Source organism: Pseudomonas sp. R4-84, assembly GCF_054130985.1.
The window spans coordinates 2,097,483-2,123,098 of record NZ_CP096390.1 but is presented as its reverse complement, the minus strand read 5'-3'; the positions used below and the strand labels follow the sequence as shown (position 1 = coordinate 2,123,098).

The following is a 25,616-nucleotide window of genomic DNA, read 5'->3' as shown; positions in this document are numbered from 1 at the left end:
GACCGTCCGGTGACAAGGACGAGAAACGCTGGCGAATCAATCCTCATGACGCATGGGCTCGACCCTCGAAAGTCGACACTGGCCTGAAGATTCTTCGCTGTTTCTCTTCGTTGTAGCGCATTTGCGTAGCAGCCCTTCGATTAACACTACACAACCGATGCACGACCCCGCAGAAGTCCGGCGGACGAATGCTGACGGCCTGATTTCGGTATCAGGCAGGCACTTACCGAACAGCGAAGTTTTGCGAACCACCAGACAGATCAACCAAATGGTCAAGGGGCTTACACATGAATCTGAATAATCAACCATCTATTGATGAACTGGCTCGCATGTTCGCAGCACACAAGGACAGCCTGGACAGCCATATCCTGTGGATCAGCAAGACCGGCCAGGTCCATATGGACTGCCTCTCGCCTTTCACCCAGGAAGACGAATTCGAGAAGAGCCAGGCAGACTTGTGCGCGCGGCTGAAGATGTACCGCCGTGGCCAAGGCTACGTGGGCAAGAAGGCCGCAGCCGACAAGGACTTCATGGGCCGCGTGCTGCAAACGCTGACCCAAACCTGGCAATCGGTGCAGGACACTGCCGAGGTCCGGGTCGTCGACCGCCTCTGCTGATATCACACATAAAAAAGGGCCCGCTCCCGACTCAGGAGCGGGCCCTTTTTTTGGCCCCGAGGGTCTGTATGAAATGTGTTCGCGCGAAGGCCAGACAAGGCGAAACGGGGCGAGGAAGCGCAGTGTACTGGAGTACATGAGCATTCCGAGCCCCGTTTCAAGTGCGGATACATTTCGTACAGAGCCTTAGAACACCGACCAGCCAATCCTTTGGCTGAGCAATTCCAGCGCCGCCATGCCGGCCAGCGAGTTGCCAGCCGCGTTGAGCTCCGGCGACCAGACGCACACGGTGAACTGTCCTGGCACCACCGCGACGATCCCGCCGCCAACGCCGCTCTTGCCCGGCAGGCCGACACGGTAGGCGAAATTGCCCGCCTCGTCGTACAGGCCGCTGGTGGCCATGATGGAATTGACTTGCTGGGTCTGGCGAGCGCTGAGAATCTGCTCGCCGCTGTGCTTGCAGAAACCGTCGTTGGCCAGGAAGCAGAACGCCCGGGCCAGGTCGATGCAGTTCATTCGCAGCGCGCAGTGGCTGAAATAACTGCGCAGCACCGCTTCCACGTCGTTATGGAAGTTGCCGAACGATTGCATCAGGTAGGCCATCGCCGCGTTGCGGGCACGGTGCTGGTACTCCGACTCGGCGACCTTGCCGTCGACCAGTATCTGGGGGTTACCCGACAGCCGCCGTACAAAATCACGCATCGACAGCGCCGGAGCGGCGAAGCGTGACTGGTTGATGTCACAGATTACCAACGCGCCGGCGTTGATGAACGGGTTGCGCGGACGGCCGCGTTCGAACTCCAGTTGCACCAAGGAGTTGAAGGGCTGGCCGGAGGGCTCATGGCCCAAGCGTTCCCAGATGGCCTCCCCGGAATGCTCGATGGCCTGAACCAGGCTGAATACCTTGGAGATACTCTGCACCGAGAACGCTGTCTCGGCGTCGCCCGCGCAATATATCTCGCCATCATTGCTGTACACGGCAATGCCCAACTGATTGGCCGCCACGGTGCCGAGGGCGGGGATGTAGTCGGCCACCTTGCCCTGGCCGATCAGGGGACGAACCGTATCGAGGATCTCGTTCAACAGTGCTTGCATGTGCGCAGGGGTCCGATCATTCCCCATTCGAGTGCGGGGATACAGACGCTAGACGCCGACGGGGAGGTTCAGAGCACACTGGCTCGGTCCAAAAAACGTGGCGAGGGAGCTTACTCCCGCTGGTCTGTGCTACAGCCCCATTGCTGGTCGCCGCAACCGGACAGACCGAGCGATGGAATGAGGGGCCGCTGCGCGGCCCAGCGGGGGCAAGCTTCCTCGCCACAAAAACAGCGTCCGGCCATGACTTTCTAAAAGTTGCGGGGGCGCTAGTCGCAAGATCCAACGGTCTATAGTCAAGGATCAACCGGCAGGAGGTAAACGATGCGCCAGATCATGCAAAAAGAACCCTGGTGGGCCGCGCCGCCCCAGCCTGGGCAGGATGAAAACGAACTGGAATGGGGCTGGCTGGTGATCTACAGCGAAGGCGAGCCGCGCTTCGAATTTATCAAGGAGCGTCCCACGGACGAACAGATCCGCCATCGCAAGGGCTGTCGCGTCACTCTGGGTTCTGACTAGGGAACAGACACCGGTCATGGAGCAATGGCGCGCAGTTCCACCGGCCGATCGGCAAGGTCCGCTTCCACCAGGTTGCCATCGATTTCCCCGGCCAGGTAATACACCGCAGCCATCACCCCGCTGAGGGGATGCTTGAGAGATTTGAACCAGGCTTCGTCGAACGCGGCGCTCAGATTCTTGCGGATTTGCCCTTCCATTTCTTCCCGTTCGCCCTCGTGGATCATCGCTCGGATGCCCGCCACGCCCACTGAAATCAGCGCCCCGGCCGCCTTTCCGGCCACGGCCGCCGCCGCACCGGCCGCCCCTCGGGTGGCGAATTGGGCCTCGATCTTTTCGCTGGTGCGTTGCGCCACCGTGGCGATCACCGCGTCCGACGGACCTGAACCGGTGTCTGCCGCCTTGTCGACATGATCGATCAACGCCGCGTAGGCCGGCAGTGTATTGAGCGGTTCGGTGTGGACCATTTCGTACAACGACGCATTGCGTGCCGCTGGCGGGCCCAGGTTGATGGCCGTGATGCTGTGCAGACGCCGGTTCATCACTTCGGGTGGGATGCGATGTCGCTGGGCGATCACCTGGATCTGCTGATTGAGCAGGCGCAAGTAATAACCCGTCGCGTTGGCCCTGATTGCCTCGGGATCGATTTCCACCGCCACGGGTTCCAACACCTGCTCGCGATATTGTTCCTGCAAGTACACCGACAGCCGCTTGGCCGCCGAATCCGCCTCGCCCTCGGCGCTGGCCGAATACCAGCTGACTTTCAGGGCCAGCCATTCCTGGGTCCAGTAACTGCTGAACCAGGGGATGAACTCGGCCTCCGTGCGCTCGTAGACCAGCACCCGCCAATGCTCCATTGAGCCACGCGCATACAGCTGAGCCTGTTCAAGGGCACTTTTCGACGCGACGATGATTTGTCGGTCAACCTGTCGCCACGTGTCCTGGGCAATCGCGACCGTGGCCACCGGCTGGCCGCGCTGAGACGTGGCGCACCCCGCCAGAACGAGCATCACGACCAGCATCAGCGAACGCAGCACCATTGCGCCACCCGGGCACCAAGGGTTCCAGGGATTTGAGTATAGGCGTTGGAATCGGGTCGGTTTCCGTGGAGAGGGTCGCAGCAGTTAGAACCGAGTGAAATGCGCGAACTGCCAGTCCTGCGCTGGGTCGTCCGTTGATGGATTGGGGCTGGCGCCACTCGGTGTCCAGTCAGTGCGCTGCCCGGCCAGTGTGCCTAGGTAAGGCCTGGCGATTTCCAGCACGCGCTCGTGATCCATCTGTTCGGGCTCGACGATGCCTCGGTCCGGATGCTCGACCGCCCAGACAACCCCCGACAGCACACCCGCCGCTACTTGCAGGCTGGTGGCGTTGTTGAACGGCACCAGCGCGCGGGCTTCGTCGATACTCAACAGCGAGCCGAACCAGTAGGCGTTAAGCTCATGTCCCATGAACAAAACGCCCAAGGCGTCTATGCCGCCGCTGTCGATTTCACCGTTGAGGATGCGCTGCCGGGTTTGTGCCTGCCAGCCTCGGCCGATCAGTTCGTGGACCGACAGCAAGGCATCGTTGCAGGGATGGTAGGCGTAATGAAGGGTGGGTCGATAAAGCAACTTGCGCTGATCCTTCAAGGTCAGCAGGTCGGCTGTCGAAGCGGTCTCATGGTGGGTGATCAGCATCCCCAGGCATGGGCCGCCCAGGGGCGTCCAGGTCTTTACCAGCACGCTGGCGCTCGGTCGCTCCAGATAGATCGCGTTCCGACTGCCGAAACGGTGCCGCCGCGCGGATGGCGGCCAGACACGCTCATGGCTGCCCCAACCCAGCTCCGCTGGCTGGGTGCCCTCACTGATAAAGCCGTGGACCGACCAGGTGTTGACGAACTCATCGTCTTCCTTGAGACGCTGGGACCGTTGCGTATCGCGTTCGGCGAAATGAATGACCTTGATGCCCATTTCCATGCATAACCGGGCCCAGTCGACGCCCTGGCGATCCTCGGGCAGCGGATGGTTCAGCTGCATGGCCAGTTCCATCAGGCCGGCCTTGAGCAGGTGGGTAATCAAGCCTGGGTTGGCCCCGTGGGCAATGATCGCCGTCGGGCCCCTGCCCAGTTTTTTGCGCAAGTTCAGGGCTTGATAGCGCAACGCGTAATTGGTGCGCAACGCGTGGTCCAACTGCGGATCGGTGTAGCCCCCCGCCCATGGCTCGACGCAGGTGTCCAGGTAAAAAGCGCCTTTGTCGAAGGCATACGCAATGACTGCCAGGGAGCTGACTTCCACCGACAGGTTGACGATGAAGTCACCCGGCTCGACGAAGCGATCCAGGATTTGCGCGAAATCCGGCTCGGTCAGTGCTTCGCGGACGAAATGGATGCCCCGCTCCTTGAACCAGATGTTCTGCTCGATGACCGGTGCGATAACAGTGATCTGCCGGACCTCGATGTGCTCCTGCCCCAGCAGCAAGGGCAAGGTGGCCCGGGCGATGGAGCCGAAGCCGATGAAGACCAGATGGCCGGTGAACGGGACCTGATGTTTCATGTGCTGCTTCCTTGAAGACGGTGTATTTCCCATGAAATAACCGAACGACGACCGAAGCTACTGTCAATGTTGACAGGTGCGGCGCGGCTCAACCCGCGCCGCGCCCTGTGTTCGCCTATGAAGTCCCCAGTCCACCGGACAGGTCCGCGCCTGAATGCACACGTCCGTTGGCCGGCTCGACGCCGGGTTCATCACGATGCTCGGTGGTCTTGCTTACCGTGTCACGCACCGTTTCATACCCCTCGCGCGCCTTTTGCTTGGCTTTGTCGGCCAGGTCGGCACTGGTCTTGCCCATCACTCGCTGCTCGGTGGTGGTACTGGGCAAGGCCGCTCCCAACATCGCGCCCAAGGCTATACCCGCCGCCGCCATCATCAACGGCTGCTCCTTGAGCAAGCGGCTGAACTGATCGCCCAGGTCGTGGGAGCCCTGGGTCATGCGCTCACCCGTTTCATGGGCGCTGCGCCGGGCTTGACGGGCACCGGAGCCCAAACCTTCGGCCAGATGCGAGGCCTTGTCCTTGAGATGGTGGAAACCCTCACGCAAGGAGTCGGTGGTGTCGTGCAGATGGTTCCGGGCACTGCCCACGCCACTGGCGAGCCCCTCGGTCCAGCCGCCGGTGTCCTGGTCGGGTCCGACGCGATAGCCAACCCGAGGCGGGTGGTTCTGGCCGAGCATCAGCCAGCACAATCCGACCGTGGTCAGTACCGTCGGCACGGGGTTGTTGCGTACTGTGGTGCCCAGGTTGCCGAAGAACTCCGCGCCGTTGCCCTTCACCAGGCCCAAGGCTTGGTCGAGCATCTGGCCCGGGGTGAATTTGCTGCCCAGGGCATCGACGATATGGCTGATATGGGCACGCTGCTCGTCGATCTCGCGCTCGATGGCCTCCGGGCTCTTTTCCGATTCTGTTTTGAATTCATCCTTCATGAGGCTTTCCTCCGCAGGGCTTCCTGGTCTTTGTTCAAGGCGTCGAGCGTTCGGTCAGGCTTGAAATGGGACGGTTCGAATTGCTTCTTGCCGGACTGCACCATGACGAAACCGATGATCATCACCACGACGCCAACGATCAGCGCGGCCAACCAGGGCGCCATCATCGTGCTCAGGCCATACACCACGGCCATCAGCAAGATGATGAAGCCGGCCATCAGCACCATTGCGCCGCCCGCCACACCGGCGATACCGGCTTTCAAGGTGTTGAGACTGGCCTGGAATTCCGCCTTGGCCAGGGCCAGTTCCTTGGTGAACAGTGAGGGCACCTCGTGGGTCAACTGCCGGAGCAGGCCCATGACCGAGGCATCGCTTTCGGGCGCCGGGGCCCCTGCGGGACGCTGGATATCCGGGTCTGGTCGATTCATCACAATTCTCCTCTGGTATTGGCCGAGCCCGGCAGCGAGCCGGTGGCTGAATCACTGGGATGGTCCTGCACGCTGGGTGAAGTCGGGGTAACGCCGGTGGCAAGGCCGCTGCTGCTTGTCGCGGCACCCGGACCGATAGGATCAGGTATCGGGTCGAAAGGCTGAGTGCCGGACCCTTCGGTCGATGGCTCCGTCTGTTCGGCGGCAGGGTTGTCGACTTCGGTGGCGACCGGCGAGGTGCCGGCCTTGAGGAACCGCGACAGTCCGAAACCCACGGCAATACTGCCGGCGAGGAACAGGCCGGGGTTCTCTCGCGCCAGCCGCGAGCCATCGTGCAGCAGCTGCTCGGCGCTCTTGTTGCGCAGTTTGCTGGCCAGGCCGCTCATGTTATCGGCCATGTCCGCCAGGTAATGCGACAAGCCCAGCGTGTCGTTGGCTTCGAGTTCCGACATGGCCGACTTGGCGCTACGCGCCAATGCATCGATCTGGTCCGCCGCGGTATCGCGGTACTGGCCAAAATGCGCATCGGCCTGCTCTCGGGCGCTGCCGATGGCTTCGTTCACGTCATCCTTGATGTGGTTCAGGGGCTCTTCAGCTCGCCCCTGGCTTGCGGTGCCGCTTTGTCGCTCGGGGTTGTTGTCCGGGATAGTCATGTCTGTCCATCGCCTCCGTGATGAAAAACTCAACATCAGGCACTGCCTGGGCAGATGCCTGGATCAGTGCCTCTCAGAACAAGTGACGGGGCGCATGGGAGCCGAGTTCCAACGAGTTTGAGGGTTGCACGCCGTGTGGTCGCCGACGCCGTTGGGTTGGGTTTCGTTAAAAAAAAGGGCATTGGTGCGTACACCAATGCCCGATCCAACCCTGGTCCAACAGACCAACCGACGCTCCTATCCAGCCTCAACCCAGCGCGGTATCCAGAAACATCATGACCGCGAACCCCATCATCAGCCCGAGGGTCGCTGGCGTTTCGTGGCCGTTGCGGTGGGTTTCGGGAATCACTTCATGGGACACCACAAAGATCATCGCACCCGCCGCCAGCCCCAGGCTTATGGGGTACGCCACGGCCACGCCAGAAGACATGCCCAGGCCGATCACCGCGCCCAGCGGCTCCATCAACCCTGAGCCGACCGCAATCAGTGCGGCGCGCAACGTGCTGATCCCGGTCACCCGCAGCGCCATGGCGATGGCGAGGCCTTCGGGAATGTCCTGGATCGCAATGGCGGTGGTCAAGGGCAAGCCGACCTTGAGGTCGCCGTTGGCGAAGCTCACGCCTATGGCCATGCCCTCAGGCAAGTTGTGCAAGGTGATCGCCAGGACAAACAACCAGACCCGGTTGATGCGCTTGGCCTCGGGGCCACGCCGGCCACTCAATTCATGCTCATGGGGGACGAAACGGTCAAGGCCGACCATCAGCAAAACCCCCAGCCCAAGGCCGATCACGACCACAAGGGCGGCAAGCAATTGGTTGCCACATATGATTTGCGCCGCTTCAATGCCGGGCAGGATCAACGAAAAGGAGCTCGCCGCGAGCATCATGCCGGCCGCGAAACCCAACATGATGTCCTGGGTGCGCGATGAAATATCGCGCAGCACCACCGCCATCAGCGCCCCCAGGGCGGTGGCGGCGAAGCCGGAGGTTCCGCCCAGCGCTGCATAGCCCAGGTTCTGGCGGTCGGCCCCCACCAGCGCGTTATAGCCGCTATACAGCAACAGCACCGCGACCAGCGCCAATCCAAGCCAGAAGGTCACCCCCAGCAGCAGATTGTTTTGCACAGGATCAAGCCAGGTACGCCAGGGCGATCGGATCCGGGAGGTGGGCTGGTCCATCTAATGTCCTTGTCGATTAGCCGCGCGAAGCCCGCCCGTCCCCCCTGATGGCGGGACGGGCGGGCGATATGTTCAGGCGAGAGGGCCCAAGCCCCCTCGCCGGTTTATTACAGTTTGTCACCTTGCATCCCCGAACCCAAGTCGGCGCCTGTCGTAGGATCGCTTTCAGGGTTGGACATCGTCCGCGCCTTCATGTCCATCAGCAGCGCTTCGTCTTTCTCACTCAACTGCACAGTGGCCATGCCATCTCCGCCATCGACCGCTGGCGTTGGGTTCTCGACGAATTCCCAATCGTCGCCCTGATTCCAAGGACCGCGCACCGAGGGTTCGCCCTGGGACATATTGAAGTACACATTGGTGAACTCCGGCATGCCAGGCAATTTCCCTTGTGGGAAGTTGGGCTGGATAGAATGGAGGGCTTTTTCGAAGGACAGCTGGTGGGCGATTTCACGGGTCATCAGGAAGCCCAGGGCTTCTTTTACACCCGGGTCATCAGTGACATTCATCAGCCGCTCGTAAACGATTTTCGCCCGGGCTTCGGCGGCGATGTTCGAACGCATGTCCGCCGTGGGCTCACCGATGGTGTCGATGTAGGCCGCGGTCCAAGGCACACCGGCCGAGTTGGTCAGCGGCGAGCCTGCGCCATACAGCACGCTGGTGATGTGGGAATCGTTGCCGGCGCCGTTGATCTCGCGATACAGCTGGCCCTCTTGTTCGACACCTTCGGCCATCTTGCCCTTGGCGCCCTTGTTCAACATCACGATGATCGAGCCGATCACCTCCAGGTGGCTGAGCTCCTCGGTGGCGATGTCCATCAGCAGGTCCTTGCGGCCAGGATCATCTTCGGACAGGGCCTGGGTGAAATAACGGGACGCTGCGGCCAGTTCGCCTTGGGCGCCACCAAACTGTTCGAGCAACAGGTTAGCGAGTCCTGGATTGGGCTCGGCGACGCGCACGGTATATTGCAATCGTTTGTTATGAATGAACATGATTGAACTCCTCGGTCAGGACACAGTTCATGGGAAACCCTGCCGACGACAGGCCCATGAAAGTCAGAAGAAGTTAAACAGATAAAATTTATTTTTTATTCACGACATAAGACGAACGGTCACTGTGGTTATACAAAAACCAACCCGCCTTGAATAATGAATAATTAAGCGAAGCCGGGCATGACATGCCCGACTGTAAACACACTTTAATAAGCGGCTGGTACAGGCCTCATGCCAGCGACATGAGGCCCGTAGACCACGGGGCATTACGATTTACGACCGCCACCGTGGCTGTTTTCACCGCCTTTCTTGCCAGCTTCGGAGGCTTTTTCCCGATCATTTGCAAAGTTGCCACCAGACGCCTGGCCACCTTTCTTGCCGGCTTCCGATGCCCGTTCAGGGTCATTGGCAAAATTGCCACCCGAGGCTTGTCCACCTTTGCGGCCCGCCTCTGCGGCACGTTCCGGATCGTTGGCAAAATTGCCACCCGACATGTGGCCACCCTTACGACCGGCCTCGGCTGCGCGTTCCGGATCGTTGGCGAAGTTGCCACCCGATGCTTGGCCGCCTTTCTTGCCGGCTTCCGATGCCTTTTCACGATCGTTAGCGAAATTGCCAGGGTTGTTATTACCTGTATTTGCCATTTCATTCACCTCGTTAGTTGCTATTTGCGAACCCCGTTGGCTCGTACTTATTCGGAAAACATGCCGCATCCAAGGTTTGAAGAAAGTGCTTCAAACGGCGACGAACGGTCAATGCTTAATTTATAACCGCTGCGCTTGGAATGAATTGATATTCGCTATCACCCAAGCGGCTATCAATTAACGCCATCAAGATGCTCAACTTTATGGGAGCCACCTGCTCGCAAATGCGATGTCTCAGTCGATAGGAATATCGAACTTTGAACTGCTTCGCGAACAGGTTCGCTCTCACAATGGCTTTACTCTGAACATCTCAATACAGTGCGTGTCTTTCCACGCTGTCCGCCAAGGGCCGAGTGGCGCCGGCACCCCATTGCACCGGTCTCGTCACCCTGGCCTCGCGCCGTTCCAGGAAGCCAAAACTCGCGGGCTGCCGGTGTTGTCTTGCACCACCGCACTGACCGGCTTGCGGTGTCCGGGTACCCTGTCGCCGATACCCGGATAAAGCGTTATTCAGGGCGAGATCGGGTCGCTGGCCGGGAACGTCTCTTCCAGCGCTTCATCCAGTTGATCGTTGGTAATGTCCCGTTCGCCAACTTTGCCACTGCGTTCGCAATGGCAATCCTGCGCCGGGCACGGCTCGCCGTTGGGGTGTTGTTCCGCGCAGGCCTGGCTGCAATAAGCCTCGCCGTCGTGATTGAACACCCGCTCGGGATCGACGTCGCAGTGACAGCCGGGGCAGCCACATTTCAATTCACTCATGCTCCTCCTCCTGCATTCGCGCTATCAGGATCCCACCAGCAACTGCACCTCAAGGTTCGCTGCCGCAACGCCATGCTTGGCGACATACACTTCATCAACCCAACCTTTGGTCAGGTTGCGATAAGTCTGGGTGCCCACGGCCGTGCCGCTGTCCCATTCAATGATGTCGCCGATGTCAACGTCGTTGGCGGGGCCCAGTTCGAGCACCGTGTGGCCATCCTCTTGCGCCACGTAGACGCCGACCCTGGCGCTTTGTCGATTGATGGCCCTTACCTCTCCGGTGGTCTGCTTCATACCTGTCCTCTATCGTTTTGACGGCAGGTTGTGACGTGGCCGGAGCAACCGGCCGCGCCTTTCATGCAAGCTCCAACCTCAGCGCTTGGCTTCGGTATGCGGGTTGGCCGAACGCTCCAGGAATGCCTGGGTGATTTCCGGCAAATGGTCGCGCAGCCAATCGGCCATCGCGATTTCCTGGGGCAGGATCTGCTCGCAAGCCCTTTGGGTTTCCACGTCGCCGGCCACTTTCGCCGCTTCGATCAGCACCGTGTAGGAAGCAATCTCGAGGTTTTCGAAAACGTAGCCACTCATGGCACCCTTGACCACTTCATCACTCATCGCCATGCCGCCCATGGCCTGACCGAACGCCATCAGCTTGCCGGCCATGTCCTTGAGCATCGAGGGGCTGCCGCCCAGGCGCTGGATGCACCCTTCGACCAACTTCTGCTGCCCGAGCGTCTCTTCGATGTGCTGTTCGATTCGGGCCTTGAGCACCGGATAATGTTCCAGGCGCTCGGCCTGGGCCTTGAGCATTTTCTCCGCTTGCTGTTCCATGGCGTGAGCATCGTTGAGCCAATCCAGCAGGTTCTCTTTAGGGGTTGCCATTGCGTTCTCCTTATTCAGTGTCATTGGCGCACTGCAGTGCGAAAGCTCTGAAATACCGCACATAGGGTGGATGTCCGCCGCGCCGGGAAAGTTTGAAGAAACAGCATCGGAGGGCGACGAAAGGCGTACCGCGGACCCGATGCTAACCTCTACGATTCAAGGCCAGCGGAGCACAGCAATGCCCGACGATCTTCACCGTGAACCCATCGAACAACTGCAGGAATACCTGTCCGGGCGCCGTTTCCTGGTGCTGACGGGCGCGGGAATCAGCACCCCTTCCGGCATCCCCGACTACCGTGACAGCGACGGCGTTCGTCGGGGCCGGCAACCGATGATGTACCAGGAGTTTCTCGCCAAACCCGAGGCGCGAAGACGCTACTGGGCGCGGGCCATGCTGGGCTGGCCACGCCTGCGCCAAGCGCGCCCGAACCTGGCCCACGAGGCCCTTGCAGCGTTGCAGGCGGCGGAGCGCATCAGCGCGCTGATCACACAGAATGTCGACGCCCTGCACGACCGAGCCGGAAGCCGCCAGGTCATCGAGCTGCACGGCAGCTTGCATCGAGTGCTGTGCCTCGATTGCGGCCAGCGCAGCGAGCGGCAGCACATCCAGGCTTTGATGGAAACCGAGAACCCCTACCTGACCGGTGTCGACGCAGTGCAGGCGCCCGATGGCGACACGCTGCTGGACCCGGCGTTCGAGGCACGCTTCCAGGTTCCGCGTTGCCCCCATTGCGCGGGTGAACGCCTGAAACCGGATGTGGTTTTTTTCGGTGAAAACGTCGCCGCGCCCACCGCCGCTCGCGCCATGGAAGCCGTTGAACAAGCGGATGGATTGTTGGTGGTGGGGTCGTCATTGATGGCCTATTCGGCGTTTCGCCTGTGCCGGGCAATCAAGGACCAGGGCAAGCCGCTGCTGGCGATCAACCGGGGCAAGACCCGGGCCGATGAGTTGCTGGATTTGAAGGTTGAAATGCCGTGTGAGCAGCTATTGCCGCTGCTGACCTGAAGCTCGCTCCCACAGGTCCTGATCCTTGAACGTATCGAACAATGCCTGGGCCGCCGCCGACAGCTCGTAGCCCGGCTTGGTCAGGACGCCGATGGCTCGTTCTATGACCGGCTCGCCAAGGGTGATGCAGCGGGCGCCCAGCTCGTGCATCTGGCCGACGCACAGGGCCGGCACGGCGCTCACGCCCAGGCCGCTGGCAACCATCCGCCCGACCGTCGCCAGTTGGTGGCTCTCGAATTCCACGGGCAGTTTCATGCCTCGGGATTGCAGATGCTCCTCCAGCATCACCCGCACGGTAGAGGGCCGTTGCAAGGTGATGAACGGCTGTTCCAATAAAGTCTCCCACTGGAGTTCGTCGCGCTGGGCCAATGGCGAATCCAGCGGCACCACCGCGACGAAACGGTCCAGGTACAACGGCGTGAACACCAGCGACGAACCCTGCATCGGCTCGAACGCCACCCCCAGCTCCACGTGGCGATCGCGGACCATTTCCAGCACCTGTTCATTGATCACGTCGTTGACCGTGACGTTGACATTTGGGAACCGCGCGCGGAAGGTCTTGAGGATCGGCGGCAGCAGGTTGCCGGCGAAGGATGGCATCGCGGCCAAGGTCACACGGCCACGCTGCAAGGTGAAACGCTGGCGCATTTCGTCTTCGGCGTTATCCCAATCGGCCACCAGCCGGCGGGCCAGTGGCAGCAGTGATTCGCCTTCGGGGGTCAACGCGACGTTACGCGTATTGCGACTGAACAGACGGCCACCGAGGCCCTCTTCCAGCGCCTTGATCGTCAGGCTCAGGGCCGATTGAGAGAGGTGCAACCGCTCGCAAGCCACGGCGAAGCTCAGGCTTTGGGCGACGGCAAGGAAAGCGCGGATTTGCTTGAGGGTCATAGTCGCTAACGCTCCCAGCGGCGAGTGGTCAGTTTCGAGCTGCAAGCTTATGCCAGCTATTATTGAGTTTTATCAATCAATGCAACGTAAAAATCAACTTAACAAATATATGACTTGGCGCAACACTGCATTCCATTGCGACCCCATTCAAGAATAAAAGAGGTGTCTATGGCAGGTTTCGACAAACGCGTGAGCTCTTACGAAGAGGCGCTGGACGGCTTGAAGGACGGCATGACCGTCATCGCCGGCGGCTTCGGTCTATGCGGCATTCCAGAGAACCTGATCGCCGAGATCAAGCGCAAGGGCACCCGCGACCTTACCGTGGTTTCCAACAACTGCGGCGTTGACGGTTTCGGCCTCGGCGTCCTGCTGGTGGACCGGCAGATTCGCAAGGTGGTGGCTTCCTACGTGGGCGAAAACGCCCTGTTCGAACAGCAATTGCTGAGCGGCGAAATCGAAGTCGTGCTCACCCCCCAAGGCACCCTCGCCGAAAAAATGCGCGCGGGCGGCGCAGGCATCCCGGCGTTCTTCACCGCTACCGGCGTCGGCACCCCCGTGGCCGAAGGTAAGGAAGTACGCGAGTTCCACGGTCGCCAGTACCTGATGGAAGAATCCATCACCGGCGACTTCGCCATCGTCAAAGGTTGGAAAGCCGACCATTTCGGCAATGTGATCTATCGCCACACCGCTCAGAACTTCAATCCCCTGGCCGCCACGGCGGGCAAGATCACCGTGGTGGAAGTCGAAGAAATCGTTGAGCCCGGCGAGCTGGACCCGGCACAGATCCATACCCCCGGCATCTACGTCGACCGGGTCATCTGCGGCACGTTTGAAAAGCGCATCGAACAGCGCACCGTGCGTAAGTGATCCCCTGCCCCCGGCCCGAATGAAGGAATGACACCATGGCACTTTCCCGCGAACAAATGGCTCAGCGCGTCGCCCGCGAAATGCAAGACGGCTATTACGTAAACCTCGGTATCGGCATCCCGACCCTGGTCGCCAACTACATCCCCGAAGGCATGGAAGTCATGTTGCAATCGGAAAATGGCCTGCTCGGCATGGGCGCGTTTCCCACCGAAGCAGAAGTCGACGCTGACATGATCAACGCCGGCAAACAAACCGTCACCGCGCGCATCGGCGCGTCGATCTTTTCGTCCGCCGAATCGTTCGCGATGATTCGCGGCGGCCACATCGACCTGACCGTGCTCGGCGCGTTCGAGGTGGACGTCGAAGGCAATATCGCCTCATGGATGATCCCCGGCAAGCTGGTCAAGGGCATGGGCGGCGCAATGGACCTGGTGGCCGGCGCCGAGAACATCATCGTCACCATGACCCACGCGTCCAAGGACGGTGAGTCGAAATTGCTGCCTCGCTGCAGCCTGCCGCTGACCGGCGCCGGTTGCATCAAGCGCGTGCTCACCGACCTGGCCTACCTGGAAATCCAGGACGGCGCCTTTATTCTCAAGGAACGCGCCCCGGGCGTCAGCGTCGAGGAAATCGTCACCAAGACCGCCGGCAAACTGATCGTGCCGGACCACGTCCCTGAAATGCAGTTCGCTGCCCAGTGAGGAGAGATTCGATGCAAGAAGTCGTGATTGTCGCCGCAACCCGTACCGCCATCGGCAGTTTCCAGGGTTCGCTCGCGTCCATTCCCGCGCCGGAACTCGGTGCCGCAGTGATTCGTCGGCTGCTGGAACAGACCGGTCTGGCTGGCGAACAGGTCGATGAAGTGATCCTCGGCCAAGTGCTGACCGCAGGCTCCGGGCAGAACCCGGCGCGCCAGGCGTCGATCCTCGCCGGCCTGCCCCACGCCGTGCCGGCGCTGACCTTGAACAAGGTTTGCGGCTCAGGCCTCAAAGCGCTGCACCTGGGCGCCCAGGCGATTCGCTGTGGCGATGCCGACGTCATCATCGCCGGCGGGATGGAAAACATGAGCCTGGCCCCCTATGTGTTGCCAGCCGCCCGCACCGGCTTGCGCATGGGCCACGCGAAAATGATCGACAGCATGATCACCGACGGTTTGTGGGACGCGTTCAACGATTACCACATGGGCATCACCGCCGAGAACCTGGTGGACAAGTACAGCATCAGCCGCGAGGCGCAAGATGCGTTCGCCGCCGCGTCCCAGCGGAAAGCCGTCGCCGCCATCGAAGGCGGCCGCTTCGCCGATGAGATCACGCCGATTCTGATTCCCCAGCGCAAGGGCGATCCGGTGGCCTTTGCCGTCGACGAACAACCGCGCGCCGGCACCACCGCCGAATCCCTGGGCAAGCTCAAGCCGGCGTTCAAGAAAGACGGCAGCGTCACGGCGGGCAATGCGTCCTCGCTGAACGATGGCGCCGCCGCCGTGATCCTGATGAGCGCAGAAAAAGCCAAGGCGCTGGGTTTGCCGGTGCTGGCAAAGATCAGTGCCTACGCCAACGCCGGCGTCGACCCGGCGATCATGGGCATCGGCCCGGTCTCGGCCACTCGCCGTTGCCTGGACAAGGCCGGCTGGTCGCTTGACCAACTGGACCTGATCGAGGCCAACGAAGCCTTCGCCGCCCAGTCCTTGGCCGTCGCAAAGGAGCTGGAATGGGACATGGACAAGGTCAACGTCAACGGCGGCGCCATCGCATTGGGCCATCCAATCGGGGCTTCGGGCTGCCGAGTGCTGGTGACGCTGCTGCATGAAATGATCAAGCGCGACGCCAAGAAAGGCCTCGCGACACTCTGCATCGGCGGCGGCCAAGGCGTTGCCCTCGCGCTGGAACGGGCGTAACCGACAACAGGCACAACGGTGGCCGCGCGGACCCACGACATTCGCGCAGTCACCGGCACCACCACCGGCGCGACCTTCGTTGCGCCGGTTTTTTTTATGCCTTGAGTTTGGGTTGTCCAATCTGGCCCCATCGCGAGCAAGCTCGTTCCCACAAGGGTGCTTTGGTATCCGCAGACGCACTGTTCACCCCAAATCCCCTGTGGGAGCGAGCTTGCTCGCGATGGCGGTGGGTCAGGTGACGATGATCCGTCAGCCCCCCGCACCCAACCGGTCACGGCTGTTGGTCAGGTGCAGCCACATGGCCGCGCGGGCGGCGTCGGGGTCCTGGCGCTTGATGGCGTTGTAAATCGCTTCGTGCTCCAGGTTGGCAAATTGCGCAAGCCTGCCCAGGTCCGCCTGACCACGTTCGGCCATGTTCACCCGCGTACGGGGAATCATCGCACTGCCCAAGTGCTGCATGATTTCGACAAAACAGGTGTTGTCCGTGGCTTCGGCGATCAACAGGTGGAAACGCCGGTCAGCCTCGACGCAGCTGTCATTGCTGCTGAGCAATCGCTGATAGTCATCCAAGGCCTCGCGCATCTGCTGCAATTGCCGTTCGCTGCGACGCTGGGCAGCCAAAGCCGCGGCCTGGGTCTCAAGCCCCAAGCGCAATTCCAGGATTCCCCGAACGCCCGCCGCGGTATCGACGTTGAGCCTCAGCCCTTGCTCTCCCGTTTGTTCCAGCACGAAAGTGCCTATGCCGTGGCGTGTCTCCACCAGCCCCGAGGCCTGCAACTTGGAAATCGCCTCGCGCACCACCGTGCGGCTGACGCCATGCTCTTGCACGATGGCGCCCTCGGACGGCAACTTCTGCCCCGGCTTCAACTGCCCAAGCAAAATGCTCTGGCTCAACTTCGCCACCAAGTCATGGGCCAGGTTGTGGGCGCGCTTGCGCAGGGGCGCTTCAATGTCTTGCTGCATGTGCCAGGGTTCCTTGAAGACAGGCGTGTCGATCCTATCACTGGCAGGGTTGGATTTGTGCATCGGCGAGGCTTCTACTTGTATGACAACAGGCAGGATAGCCCTTTAAAACCGCATAAAGGGGGATGTATTCGACATCCGTTTCAAAACCGTTCAGATAGGGTAGAAGCGCCTTTAGTGGCTTACAACCCCACAAATACGGCATAAAAACCCTTCCCACCCAATCCAATCGTGCTCAAAAACTGCTTGTCAGACAAAAAAACCCAGTTGTATGATGTCTATCAACATCGGCACCCGCACGATGCCCCGCATAAAAATAAAGAGTGGGAGAAAAATCAGTGAATACCTCCAGCCTCAGGGCGAATGCCGGCGCGGATCCGGTGCTGCAATCGGCTATATCCAAGGTCAAGCGCCACATCTTGCCGCTGTTCGTCATCATGTTCATCGTCAACTACATCGACCGGGTGAACATCGGCTTCGTCCGCTCCCATATGGAGCACGACCTGGGCATCGGTGCAGCCGCCTACGGTTTTGGCGCCGGCCTGTTTTTCATCGGCTACGCGCTGTTCGAAGTCCCTTCCAACATCTTGTTGCAACGCATCGGCGCCCGAATCTGGCTGACGCGCATCATGCTTACCTGGGGCCTGGTGGCGGCAGGCATGGCCTTCATTCAGAACGAAACCCACTTCTACATCCTTCGTTTCCTGCTGGGCGTGGCCGAGGCTGGCTTCTTCCCTGGCGTGATTTATTACTTCACCCGTTGGTTGCCCGGGGTCGAACGCGGCAAAGCCATCGCCATCTTCCTCAGCGGCTCGGCGATCGCTTCGCTGATTTCCGGCCCATTGTCAGGATTGCTCCTGCAGATCAACGGCCTGGGCATGCACGGTTGGCAGTGGATGTACTTTATCGAAGGGATGTTTTCCGTCGGCCTGTGCTTCTTCGTCTGGTTCTGGCTCGACTCCAAGCCCCACGACGCCAAGTGGCTGGACCGTGCTGAACAGGACGCGCTGGTCAAGGCCATCGATGATGAACAGGCAGCCCGTGAAGCCGCGACGCCGATCAAGCTGTCCATCGGGCAACTGCTCAAGGATCGCCAGATCATTCTGTTCTGCGTGATTTATTTCTTCATTCAATTGACGATCTATGCCGCCACCTTCTGGCTGCCGAGCATCATCAAGAAGATGGGCGAGCTCAGCGACGTTCAGGTCGGGCTGTTCAATTCGATTCCCTGGTTGCTGTCGATTGTCGGCATGTACGCCTTCGCCTCGCTGTCGGCCAAATGGAAGTTCCAACAGGCCTGGGTCGCTGCGGCCCTGCTGATCGCCGCGGCGGGGATGTTCATGTCCACCACCGGCGGGCCCATCTTCGCCTTCGTCGCGATCTGCTTCGCGGCCCTGGGTTTCAAATCGGCGTCTTCGCTGTTCTGGCCGATTCCCCAGGCCTACCTGGACGCACGCATTGCCGCCGGCGTGATCGCGTTGATCAATTCGGTGGGCAACCTCGGCGGCTTCGTCGCGCCGACCACCTTCGGCCTGCTGGAACAGCACACCGGCTCGATCCAGGGCGGTCTGTATGGCCTCGCCGCCACCTCGATCATTGCCGCGATCATCGTATTCGCCGCACGCAACACACCCAAGCAGAAATCCGCCACGACCTCCACCGACCCGGTTACCAGCCACGCCTGACCACAACAATAATTCAAGGATACGTACACGATGACTACGCCAGACACCAGCAAAGCCCCGATCATCACCAGCATGCAGGTCGTGCCCGTGGCCGGCCACGACGGCATGCTGCTGAACCTCAGCGGCGCCCATGGCCCGTTCTTCACCCGCAACATCGTCATCCTCAAGGACAATGCCGGGCACACCGGCGTGGGCGAGGTGCCCGGTGGCGAACGCATTCGCCAGACGTTGGAAGATGCGCGCTCGCTGGTAGTCGGCAGCCCCATCGGCACCTACCAGAAAATCCTCAACAGCGTGCGCCAGGCCTTTGCCGACCGCGACGCCGGTGGCCGTGGCCTGCAAACGTTCGACTTGCGCATCACCATCCACGCCGTCACTGGCCTGGAAGCCGCATTGCTGGACCTGCTCGGCCAGCACTTGGATGTCCCGGTCGCGGCCCTGCTCGGCGAAGGCCAGCAGCGCGACGAAGTGAAGATGCTTGGCTATCTGTTCTATGTCGGTGATCGGCAACAGACCGACCTGCCCTACCGCAGCGAACCAGACGCCGATAACGACTGGTTCCGCGTGCGTCACGAGAAAGCCCTCGATGCCGAAGCGGTGGTGCGCCTGGCCGAAGCGGCCCATGCGCACTATGGTTTCCAGGACTTCAAACTCAAGGGCGGCGTGCTCAAGGGCGACGAGGAAATCGAAGCCGTGACCGCATTGGCCGAGCGTTTTCCCCAGGCGCGCATCACCTTGGACCCGAACGGCGCCTGGTCACTCAAGGAAGCGATCCGCTTGTGCCGTGATCAGCACAAGGTGCTGGCGTACGCCGAGGACCCTTGCGGAGCGGAGAATGGCTATTCGGGCCGCGAGGTGATGGCCGAGTTCCGTCGGGCCACCGGTCTCAAGACCGCCACCAACATGATTGCCACCGACTGGCGCGAGATGGGCCACGCCATTACCTTGCAATCGGTGGACATCCCCCTCGCTGACCCGCACTTCTGGACCATGCAGGGTTCCGTACGGGTCGCGCAGATGTGCAATGAGTGGGGCCTGACCTGGGGCTCCCATTCCAATAACCACTTCGATATTTCCCTGGCAATGTTCACCCACGTGGCAGCCGCCGCACCGGGCGACATCACTGCCATCGACACCCACTGGATCTGGCAGGACGGCCAACGCCTGACCAAGGCGCCTTTGCAGATCAAGGGGGGTTGCGTGCAGGTGCCGAAAAAACCTGGGCTGGGGATCGAACTGGACATGGACCAGCTGGCCAAGGCTCACGAGCTGTACAAAGGCATGGGGCTTGGGGCGCGGGACGATTCGGTGGCGATGCAGTACCTGATCCCGGGCTGGACGTTCAACAACAAGCAGCCGTGCCTGGTTCGCTGAGACGCTAAGAACTTTTAGCTCGGCACCGTAATGTGGGAGCGAGCTTGCTCGCTCCCACATTGGATCTGAATCCGGGGGCTAACCCTCCGGCCGCAGGATCAGCACCGCCAGCGGCGGCAGGTTCAGTTCCAGCGAAAGCGCCTGGCCATGGCTGGGGATTGCCTCGGTCGAGGCACCGCCGCCGTTGCCATAGTTGGAACCGGCGTAGGTGTCGGCATCGCTATTGAGCAACTCCACCCAACGACCACCAAACGGCACGCCCACCCGATACGCCTCGCGCGGCACCGGTGTGAAGTTGGCGACCACCAGCACCGGCCGACCGTCCTTGCTCCAGCGCAACCACGCATAGACGCTGTTGAGCGCATCGTCGCCGATCAGCCACTGGAAGCCCTGGGGTGCGTCGTCCTGATCGTGCAGCGCCGGCTCTTCGCGATAGAGTCGATTCAGATCGCTGACCAGCCTTTGCACGCCGCGGTGCTCCGGGTACTGCAACAGGTACCAATCCAGTTGCTGGTCATGATTCCATTCGCGCCATTGGCCGAACTCGCAACCCATGAATAGCAGCTTCTTGCCGGGATGGCCCCACATGAAACTCAGATAAGCCCGCAGGTTGGCGAATTTCTGCCAGCGGTCACCGGGCATCTTGTCGATCAGCGAACGCTTGCCATGGACCACTTCGTCGTGGGAAATCGGCAGAACGAAACGCTCGGACCAGGCGTACACCAGGCCAAAACTCAACTCGTTGTGATGATGGGCGCGGTACACCGGATCCTGCTGGATGTAATGCAGCGAATCGTGCATCCAACCCATGTTCCACTTGTAGGCGAAACCCAAACCGCCCTGCTGCGTGCTCTGGCTGACGCCAGGCCAGGCGGTGGACTCTTCGGCGATGACCAGCGCACCAGGCGTTTCCAGGGCGATCACGTCGTTGAGATGCCGCAAAAAATCGATGGCTTCCAGGTTCTCCCGTCCGCCATGGCGGTTAGGCACCCATTCGCCGGCCTTGCGCGAATAGTCGCGATACAACATCGAGGCCACGGCGTCCACCCGCAGGCCGTCGACGTGGAAATGCTTGAGCCAATGCAACGCCGACGCCAGCATGAAGCCGTGGACTTCGGTGCGGCCCAGGTTGTAGATGAGCGTGTCCCAATCCTGATGGAAGCCTTCCAGCGGGTTGCCGTACTCGTACAGCGCCGTGCCGTCGAACTGGGCCAGGCCATGGGTATCGGTGGGAAAGTGCGCCGGGACCCAGTCCAGGATTACGCCAATGTCAGCCTTGTGGCAGGCGTTGACGAACGCGGCGAAATCATCGGGCGAACCAAAACGCGCCGTGGGGGCAAACTGCGAAAGGGGTTGATAGCCCCACGAACCACCGAACGGGTGCTCCATGATGGGCATCAGCTCGATATGGGTGAAGCCCAGGTCCTTGACGTAAGGGATCAACCGCTCAGCCAGCTCATGCCAGTTGTACTGCCGGGACACCTCCCCCGCCTCGTCGATCTCGCACTGCCAGGAACCGGCGTGCAACTCATAGATCGAAAGCGGCGCCCCCGGTAGTTGGCGTTCACGACGGCTCTGCATCCACTCGTCGTCGTGCCATTCGATCTTCAGGGGCGGGGCGACCTTGGACGCCGTATCAGGCGGCATCTGCGTGGCCAGGGCCACCGGGTCGGCCTTGAGCGGCAGGATGCCGTGGGCACCGAGGATTTCATATTTGTAGCCTTCGCCGGGACCCAGCCTCGGGATGAAGATTTCCCACACGCCAGACGGGTAACGAATGCGCATCGGGTGCCGGCGCCCGTCCCAGACGTTGAAATCCCCCACCACCGAGACCCGGCGCGCATTCGGCGCCCAGACGGCGAAGCGCACGCCATCGACGCCATCCACCGTTTTCAGTTGAGCACCGAGGCAGGCACTGAGGTCGCGGTGATTGCCCTCGGCAAACAGGTAGAGATCCATTTCCCCCAGCAGCGGTCCGAAGCTGTACGGGTCCTCGGCAACCTGCTCTCCACCGGCCCAACGGGTGCGCAGCAGGTACGGTTGGGCGCGGTCGAAATGGCCGACGAACAGGCCCGGGGTTTCGGTGATCTGCAACTCGCCCAGCTCTTCGCCGCCGTCACGGGCGAGCACATGCACACTCAACGCGCCGGGCAGATAGGCCCGGATGAATTGCCCTCCGGCGCCATCGCCATGAGGGCCCAGGATCGAAAACGGGTCGTGGTGTTCGGCGCGCACCAGCGCGTCGATGTCGTGGGGGGCCGGCAGCAAAGACTCTTTGGCCTGCCCCTGTGATTCCTTGTTCGAGACGCTCATGATTCTCTCCACTAAATCGGTCCGGCTAAATCGGAAAAGGGTTCAAGCCCACTCAATAACCCGTACAGGCCGTGCAGCGGCACGGGCAGCCAGGCAGGGCGATTCTCGGCTTCATAAGCCACTTCATAGGCCGCCTTCTCCAGGCCGAACAACGCCAATGCGGCGTCCTCGCCTTCAGCATCCTTCCACTCATGGGCAAGACTAGCTGCCGCCAGCCGATATGCCTGGACAAATGCCTGGCGAGCCTCGGTAAGATAACGGTCGGCGACTCGCTTGCGCGCCGCATCGGCATCGGCCGTGCTGTCGACGGTGTGCAACTGGACCGCCATCGCCGCCGCGTAATCGAACGAGCGCAACACACCGCTGACGTCCTTGTACGGGCTGTGCTTGCCACGTCGTTCATGCAACGGCCGCGCCGGCTCCCCTTCGAAGTCGATCAGGTAGGCATCGCCCTTGATCACCAGCACCTGCCCCAAGTGCAGGTCGCCATGCACGCGGATGCGCAAGCCGCCAGCGGCCTTGCCGGCCAGCTCCTGGACGTGGGCCAGCACGGTTTTCCTGTGTTCCAGCAAGCGTGCGACCATCGCCTGGTCCGCTGGGTTCAATTGGTCCTGGTTCTGTTTGAGCAGACGCAAGGCATTTTCCACCTGAGCGGCCACGTCCTTGCCGATGGCCTGGGCCTCCTTGGCGCTGGTAGGCTGGGGCGCGAAGTCCGGATTGTCGGTGGGCTGGGCGAGCACCTGGTGCATCTCCCCGAGGCGCTGGCCGAGCATGCCGGCGAAATCCTTCAGTTCGCCCAAGGCGTTGTAATGCTGTTCCTGCTCCGACACGGCGTCGGCCAATTCGTCGCGCAACGCGCGTTCGAGATTGTTCTGGGTCCATTCCCATGCATCGCCCTGGTTGCTCAGGTAACCCTGGGCGATCATCAGCAAGGCATCTTCACCCTGGGCATCGCGGCGAATCACCGAACCCAGCAGCGGCGAGATGTTGCTGAAACCTGCCGCGGTCAGGTAAGCGCTCATCTCCAGTTCCGGGTGAACGCCGGACGCGACTTTGCGGATCAGCTTGAGCACCAGGCTGCCACCCACCACCACTGAACTGTTGGACTGCTCGGCGGACAGGTAGCGCACCTCCGGCTCGGCGCCCAGGTTCAGCGCCGCCAGACCTTCGGTGGGTTCGAAGCGCAATTCACCGTCAGCGCACGGCAGCACCGAACCGGCCTGAATGCCCTGGAGCACCGCGCGAATGAAGTTTTCCAGGGTGAACGCATCGGTGATCAAGCCGACCTGGCGACCCCGACGAACCCGCGACAAGGCCAGTTGCTGGGGCAGCGCCGGGCCGACGTGCTCTTCGGCGAGCAGGCCAAATGGAAGTTGATAACGCAAGGTCTGGCCGGCGCTGGTGACGTCGATTTCGCTCAACAGCACAGGGTGTTGCGGATCGCCGAAGCGCACGCCATAAACGATGTCGACGTTCTCGATGGCGCTGTCCTTGCCGGCGAACCAGCGGCGCTTTTGCAGCCAGCTTGGCAGGATGCTCTGCTCCAACGTGGCGCGCGATGGCGCCTCGAGCAACTCTTCCAGGCGTTTTTTCAGCACCAGCGTGGTGAAATCCGGCAGGCTCTGGACCGGCTCCACATGCCAGCTCGGCATCTGGTTTTCCGCCGCCAGGGCGAACCAATAGAAACCGTACGGCGCCAAGGTCAGCAGGAAATTCAACTGGCCAATGGGCGGGAATGCGTTGCCACCAAGCATTTCCACCGGGACCATGCCCGCATAGGCCGACAGATCCAGCTCGGCAGCCTGGGCACTGCGCGATACGTTGGCCACGCAAAGGATGATTTCGTGCTTGCCGTCCGGGCCGGTGTACTCACGGGTATACGCCAGGATCCGCCGATTGCTCGGCGACAGCATTTTCAACGTGCCCCGGCCAAAGGCCTTGGACTGCTTGCGCACCGCGAGCATGCGACGGGTCCAGTTGAGCAGCGAATGAGGGTCGCCAGACTGGGTCTCGACGTTCACCGACAGATAGCCGTATTGCGGGTCCATGATCGGCGGCAACACCAGGCTCGCCGGGTCGGCGCGGGAGAAGCCGCCATTGCGGTCGATGGACCACTGCATCGGCGTGCGCACGCCATCGCGGTCGCCCAGGTAGATGTTGTCGCCCATGCCGATCTCATCGCCGTAATACAAGGTCGGCGTGCCAGGCATCGACAGCAACAGGCTGTTGAGCAACTCCACGCGGCGGCGGTCGCGCTCCATCAGGGGAGCCAGACGTCGACGAATGCCGAGGTTGATCCGCGCGCGACGGTCGGCGGCGTAGTAATTCCATAGGTAGTCGCGCTCCTTGTCGGTGACCATCTCCAGGGTCAGCTCATCATGGTTGCGCAGGAAAATCGCCCACTGGCAGTTGGCCGGAATCTCCGGCGTCTGGCGCAGGATGTCGGTGATGGGAAAGCGATCTTCCTGGGCCAACGCCATGTACATGCGCGGCATCAAAGGGAAGTGGAACGCCATGTGGCACTCGTCGCCATTGAGGCCTTGGGCATCGACGTCGCCAAAATAGAGCTGGGTGTCTTCCGGCCATTGGTTGGCCTCGGCGAGCAACATGCGGTCGGGGTAATTGGCGTCGATCTCGGCACGAATCAGCTTGAGGACGTCGTGGGTCTCGGGCAGGTTCTCGTTGTTGGTGCCGTCGCGCTCGATCAGGTAGGGGATCGCGTCCAGACGCAGGCCATCGATGCCCATGTCGAGCCAGTAGCGCATCACCGAGAGCACGGCCTTGATGACTTGCGGGTTGTCGAAGTTGAGGTCCGGCTGGTGCGAGTAGAAACGGTGCCAGAAGTACTGGCCGGCGACCGGGTCCCAGGTCCAGTTGGACTTCTCGGTGTCGAGAAAGATGATCCGGGTGCCGTCATATTTGTGATCGTCATCGGACCAGACGTAGAAATCCCGCGCCTTGGAGCCTTTCTTGGCCTTGCGTGCGCGCTGGAACCAGGGGTGCTGATCGGAGGTGTGGTTGATGACCAGCTCGGTGATCACCCGCAAGTTGCGCTTGTGGGCTTCGGCAATGAAGCGCCGCGCGTCGGCCATGGTGCCATAGTCGGGGCTGACCCCCCGGTACTCGGCGATGTCGTAGCCGTCGTCGCGCCGGGGCGAAGGATAGAACGGCAGCAGCCAGATGGTGTTGACGCCCAGGTCGGCGATGTAATCGAGCTTCTCGATCAGACCGGGAAAATCACCGATTCCGTCATTGTTGGAGTCGAAATAGGATTTGACGTGAACCTGATAAATGACCGCGTCCTTGTACCAGAGCGGGTCGTTGATGAAGGTGGCAGACCGGGGTTTCTTGGCCATTTGCAACTCCTGCTGATTCTATAAAGCCGTTGAGCTGGCTGGCGAGACGTACGT

The 25,616-nt window shown here is 61.3% G+C and carries 24 protein-coding genes; 8 read left to right on the top strand and 16 right to left on the bottom strand.

Annotation, left to right across the window (positions count from 1 at the left end):
* The first annotated feature begins 287 nt into the window (after window positions 1-287).
* Window positions 288-617 carry a hypothetical protein gene (locus M1D68_RS09880; RefSeq protein WP_434563474.1) on the top strand — a complete coding sequence of 110 codons (330 nt, stop codon included), beginning with the start codon at window positions 288-290 and terminating at the stop codon, window positions 615-617.
* 186 nt (window positions 618-803) lie between these two features.
* Here M1D68_RS09880 and glsB read toward each other — a convergent pair whose 3' ends face one another.
* Window positions 804-1,712, bottom strand: a complete 909-nt coding sequence (glsB, locus tag M1D68_RS09875; protein ID WP_420764525.1) for a glutaminase B — start codon at window positions 1,710-1,712, stop codon at window positions 804-806.
* Between the two features lie 321 nt (window positions 1,713-2,033).
* Here glsB and M1D68_RS09870 point away from each other — a divergent pair, with 321 nt between their 5' ends.
* The gene (locus M1D68_RS09870) at window positions 2,034-2,228 is read left to right on the top strand and encodes a hypothetical protein (RefSeq protein WP_420764526.1); all 195 of its coding nucleotides are present in this window, start codon (window positions 2,034-2,036) and stop codon (window positions 2,226-2,228) included.
* A gap of 14 nt (window positions 2,229-2,242) precedes the next feature.
* Here M1D68_RS09870 and M1D68_RS09865 read toward each other — a convergent pair whose 3' ends face one another.
* From M1D68_RS09865 to M1D68_RS09815, 11 genes are all read right to left on the bottom strand, one after another.
* Window positions 2,243-3,262, bottom strand: coding sequence for a hypothetical protein (locus M1D68_RS09865; RefSeq protein ID WP_457970697.1), 1,020 nt, complete (start codon window positions 3,260-3,262; stop codon window positions 2,243-2,245).
* Window positions 3,263-3,349: 87 nt separating this feature from the next.
* Window positions 3,350-4,756 (bottom strand): saccharopine dehydrogenase C-terminal domain-containing protein, encoded by a 1,407-nt coding sequence (locus M1D68_RS09860; RefSeq protein ID WP_434563472.1) that lies wholly within the window; start codon window positions 4,754-4,756, stop codon window positions 3,350-3,352.
* A 115-nt stretch (window positions 4,757-4,871) separates the two neighbouring features.
* On the bottom strand, window positions 4,872-5,681 hold the full coding sequence (locus tag M1D68_RS09855; RefSeq protein WP_420764528.1) for a DUF3618 domain-containing protein: 810 nt from the start codon (window positions 5,679-5,681) through the stop codon (window positions 4,872-4,874).
* Window positions 5,678-6,109, bottom strand: coding sequence for a phage holin family protein (locus M1D68_RS09850; protein WP_420764529.1), 432 nt, complete (start codon window positions 6,107-6,109; stop codon window positions 5,678-5,680). Before M1D68_RS09850 ends, M1D68_RS09855 begins: the two co-directional genes overlap by 4 nt.
* The gene (locus tag M1D68_RS09845; RefSeq protein ID WP_420764530.1) at window positions 6,109-6,762 is read right to left on the bottom strand and encodes a hypothetical protein; all 654 of its coding nucleotides are present in this window, start codon (window positions 6,760-6,762) and stop codon (window positions 6,109-6,111) included. Before M1D68_RS09845 ends, M1D68_RS09850 begins: the two co-directional genes overlap by 1 nt.
* 247 nt (window positions 6,763-7,009) lie before the next feature.
* Window positions 7,010-7,939, bottom strand: a complete 930-nt coding sequence (locus tag M1D68_RS09840) for a ZIP family metal transporter (protein WP_420764531.1) — start codon at window positions 7,937-7,939, stop codon at window positions 7,010-7,012.
* Window positions 7,940-8,046: 107 nt separating this feature from the next.
* Window positions 8,047-8,928, bottom strand: coding sequence for a manganese catalase family protein (locus M1D68_RS09835; protein WP_420764532.1), 882 nt, complete (start codon window positions 8,926-8,928; stop codon window positions 8,047-8,049).
* A gap of 266 nt (window positions 8,929-9,194) precedes the next feature.
* On the bottom strand, window positions 9,195-9,572 hold the full coding sequence (locus M1D68_RS09830) for a con-10 family general stress protein (RefSeq protein ID WP_434564093.1): 378 nt from the start codon (window positions 9,570-9,572) through the stop codon (window positions 9,195-9,197).
* Window positions 9,573-10,082: 510 nt separating this feature from the next.
* The gene (locus M1D68_RS09825; RefSeq protein ID WP_420764533.1) at window positions 10,083-10,331 is read right to left on the bottom strand and encodes a metallothionein; all 249 of its coding nucleotides are present in this window, start codon (window positions 10,329-10,331) and stop codon (window positions 10,083-10,085) included.
* Window positions 10,332-10,355: 24 nt separating this feature from the next.
* On the bottom strand, window positions 10,356-10,625 hold the full coding sequence (locus M1D68_RS09820) for a hypothetical protein (protein ID WP_420764534.1): 270 nt from the start codon (window positions 10,623-10,625) through the stop codon (window positions 10,356-10,358).
* A 78-nt stretch (window positions 10,626-10,703) separates the two neighbouring features.
* Window positions 10,704-11,213, bottom strand: coding sequence for a ferritin-like domain-containing protein (locus M1D68_RS09815; RefSeq protein ID WP_434563466.1), 510 nt, complete (start codon window positions 11,211-11,213; stop codon window positions 10,704-10,706).
* 178 nt (window positions 11,214-11,391) lie between these two features.
* Between M1D68_RS09815 and M1D68_RS09810 the strand changes: the two genes are divergently transcribed.
* Window positions 11,392-12,219, top strand: coding sequence for an NAD-dependent protein deacetylase (locus M1D68_RS09810; protein WP_420764536.1), 828 nt, complete (start codon window positions 11,392-11,394; stop codon window positions 12,217-12,219).
* Here the strand turns inward: M1D68_RS09810 and M1D68_RS09805 are convergent.
* Window positions 12,199-13,110, bottom strand: a complete 912-nt coding sequence (locus M1D68_RS09805) for a LysR family transcriptional regulator (protein ID WP_420764537.1) — start codon at window positions 13,108-13,110, stop codon at window positions 12,199-12,201. The two genes, M1D68_RS09810 and M1D68_RS09805, sit on opposite strands and share 21 nt — an antisense overlap.
* 168 nt (window positions 13,111-13,278) lie before the next feature.
* Between M1D68_RS09805 and M1D68_RS09800 the strand changes: the two genes are divergently transcribed.
* The 3 genes from M1D68_RS09800 to M1D68_RS09790 are packed head-to-tail and all read left to right on the top strand — an operon-like array spanning window position 13,279 to window position 15,871.
* Window positions 13,279-13,977 (top strand): CoA transferase subunit A, encoded by a 699-nt coding sequence (locus tag M1D68_RS09800; RefSeq protein WP_420764538.1) that lies wholly within the window; start codon window positions 13,279-13,281, stop codon window positions 13,975-13,977.
* 35 nt (window positions 13,978-14,012) lie between these two features.
* Window positions 14,013-14,678 carry a CoA transferase subunit B gene (locus tag M1D68_RS09795; protein ID WP_042731047.1) on the top strand — a complete coding sequence of 222 codons (666 nt, stop codon included), beginning with the start codon at window positions 14,013-14,015 and terminating at the stop codon, window positions 14,676-14,678.
* Window positions 14,679-14,689: 11 nt separating this feature from the next.
* Window positions 14,690-15,871 (top strand): acetyl-CoA C-acetyltransferase, encoded by a 1,182-nt coding sequence (locus M1D68_RS09790; protein ID WP_457970165.1) that lies wholly within the window; start codon window positions 14,690-14,692, stop codon window positions 15,869-15,871.
* A gap of 249 nt (window positions 15,872-16,120) precedes the next feature.
* Here M1D68_RS09790 and M1D68_RS09785 read toward each other — a convergent pair whose 3' ends face one another.
* The gene (locus tag M1D68_RS09785; protein WP_420764540.1) at window positions 16,121-16,834 is read right to left on the bottom strand and encodes a FadR/GntR family transcriptional regulator; all 714 of its coding nucleotides are present in this window, start codon (window positions 16,832-16,834) and stop codon (window positions 16,121-16,123) included.
* Between the two features lie 338 nt (window positions 16,835-17,172).
* Here M1D68_RS09785 and M1D68_RS09780 point away from each other — a divergent pair, with 338 nt between their 5' ends.
* Window positions 17,173-18,519 (top strand): MFS transporter, encoded by a 1,347-nt coding sequence (locus tag M1D68_RS09780; RefSeq protein ID WP_434563460.1) that lies wholly within the window; start codon window positions 17,173-17,175, stop codon window positions 18,517-18,519.
* A 30-nt stretch (window positions 18,520-18,549) separates the two neighbouring features.
* On the top strand, window positions 18,550-19,893 hold the full coding sequence (gene gudD / locus M1D68_RS09775) for a glucarate dehydratase (RefSeq protein WP_420764542.1): 1,344 nt from the start codon (window positions 18,550-18,552) through the stop codon (window positions 19,891-19,893).
* Between the two features lie 78 nt (window positions 19,894-19,971).
* Here the strand turns inward: gudD and glgB are convergent, their stop codons facing one another.
* Entirely contained in the window at window positions 19,972-22,206 is a 2,235-nt protein-coding gene (gene glgB, locus M1D68_RS09770; RefSeq protein WP_434563456.1) for a 1,4-alpha-glucan branching protein GlgB, read from the bottom strand.
* An 11-nt stretch (window positions 22,207-22,217) separates the two neighbouring features.
* Window positions 22,218-25,562: a maltose alpha-D-glucosyltransferase gene (treS, locus tag M1D68_RS09765; RefSeq protein WP_434563454.1), complete on the bottom strand. Its 3,345-nt coding sequence runs from the start codon at window positions 25,560-25,562 to the stop codon at window positions 22,218-22,220.
* Window positions 25,563-25,616 lie beyond the last annotated feature (54 nt).

Excerpts from the sequence above, each read along its gene's own strand:
- M1D68_RS09880 (WP_434563474.1), top strand. The coding sequence starts at position 288 with ATGAATCTGAATAATCAACCATCTATTGATGAACTGGCTCGCATGTTC.
- glsB (WP_420764525.1), bottom strand. The coding sequence starts at position 1,712 with ATGCAAGCACTGTTGAACGAGATCCTCGATACGGTTCGTCCCCTGATC.
- M1D68_RS09870 (WP_420764526.1), top strand. The coding sequence starts at position 2,034 with ATGCGCCAGATCATGCAAAAAGAACCCTGGTGGGCCGCGCCGCCCCAG.
- M1D68_RS09860 (WP_434563472.1), bottom strand. The coding sequence starts at position 4,756 with ATGAAACATCAGGTCCCGTTCACCGGCCATCTGGTCTTCATCGGCTTC.
- M1D68_RS09855 (WP_420764528.1), bottom strand. The coding sequence starts at position 5,681 with ATGAAGGATGAATTCAAAACAGAATCGGAAAAGAGCCCGGAGGCCATC.
- M1D68_RS09850 (WP_420764529.1), bottom strand. The coding sequence starts at position 6,109 with ATGAATCGACCAGACCCGGATATCCAGCGTCCCGCAGGGGCCCCGGCG.
- M1D68_RS09845 (WP_420764530.1), bottom strand. The coding sequence starts at position 6,762 with ATGACTATCCCGGACAACAACCCCGAGCGACAAAGCGGCACCGCAAGC.
- M1D68_RS09840 (WP_420764531.1), bottom strand. The coding sequence starts at position 7,939 with ATGGACCAGCCCACCTCCCGGATCCGATCGCCCTGGCGTACCTGGCTT.
- M1D68_RS09835 (WP_420764532.1), bottom strand. The coding sequence starts at position 8,928 with ATGTTCATTCATAACAAACGATTGCAATATACCGTGCGCGTCGCCGAG.
- M1D68_RS09830 (WP_434564093.1), bottom strand. The coding sequence starts at position 9,572 with ATGGCAAATACAGGTAATAACAACCCTGGCAATTTCGCTAACGATCGT.
- M1D68_RS09825 (WP_420764533.1), bottom strand. The coding sequence starts at position 10,331 with ATGAGTGAATTGAAATGTGGCTGCCCCGGCTGTCACTGCGACGTCGAT.
- M1D68_RS09820 (WP_420764534.1), bottom strand. The coding sequence starts at position 10,625 with ATGAAGCAGACCACCGGAGAGGTAAGGGCCATCAATCGACAAAGCGCC.
- M1D68_RS09815 (WP_434563466.1), bottom strand. The coding sequence starts at position 11,213 with ATGGCAACCCCTAAAGAGAACCTGCTGGATTGGCTCAACGATGCTCAC.
- M1D68_RS09810 (WP_420764536.1), top strand. The coding sequence starts at position 11,392 with ATGCCCGACGATCTTCACCGTGAACCCATCGAACAACTGCAGGAATAC.
- M1D68_RS09805 (WP_420764537.1), bottom strand. The coding sequence starts at position 13,110 with ATGACCCTCAAGCAAATCCGCGCTTTCCTTGCCGTCGCCCAAAGCCTG.
- M1D68_RS09800 (WP_420764538.1), top strand. The coding sequence starts at position 13,279 with ATGGCAGGTTTCGACAAACGCGTGAGCTCTTACGAAGAGGCGCTGGAC.
- M1D68_RS09795 (WP_042731047.1), top strand. The coding sequence starts at position 14,013 with ATGGCACTTTCCCGCGAACAAATGGCTCAGCGCGTCGCCCGCGAAATG.
- M1D68_RS09790 (WP_457970165.1), top strand. The coding sequence starts at position 14,690 with ATGCAAGAAGTCGTGATTGTCGCCGCAACCCGTACCGCCATCGGCAGT.
- M1D68_RS09785 (WP_420764540.1), bottom strand. The coding sequence starts at position 16,834 with ATGCAGCAAGACATTGAAGCGCCCCTGCGCAAGCGCGCCCACAACCTG.
- gudD (WP_420764542.1), top strand. The coding sequence starts at position 18,550 with ATGACTACGCCAGACACCAGCAAAGCCCCGATCATCACCAGCATGCAG.
- glgB (WP_434563456.1), bottom strand. The coding sequence starts at position 22,206 with ATGAGCGTCTCGAACAAGGAATCACAGGGGCAGGCCAAAGAGTCTTTG.
- treS (WP_434563454.1), bottom strand. The coding sequence starts at position 25,562 with ATGGCCAAGAAACCCCGGTCTGCCACCTTCATCAACGACCCGCTCTGG.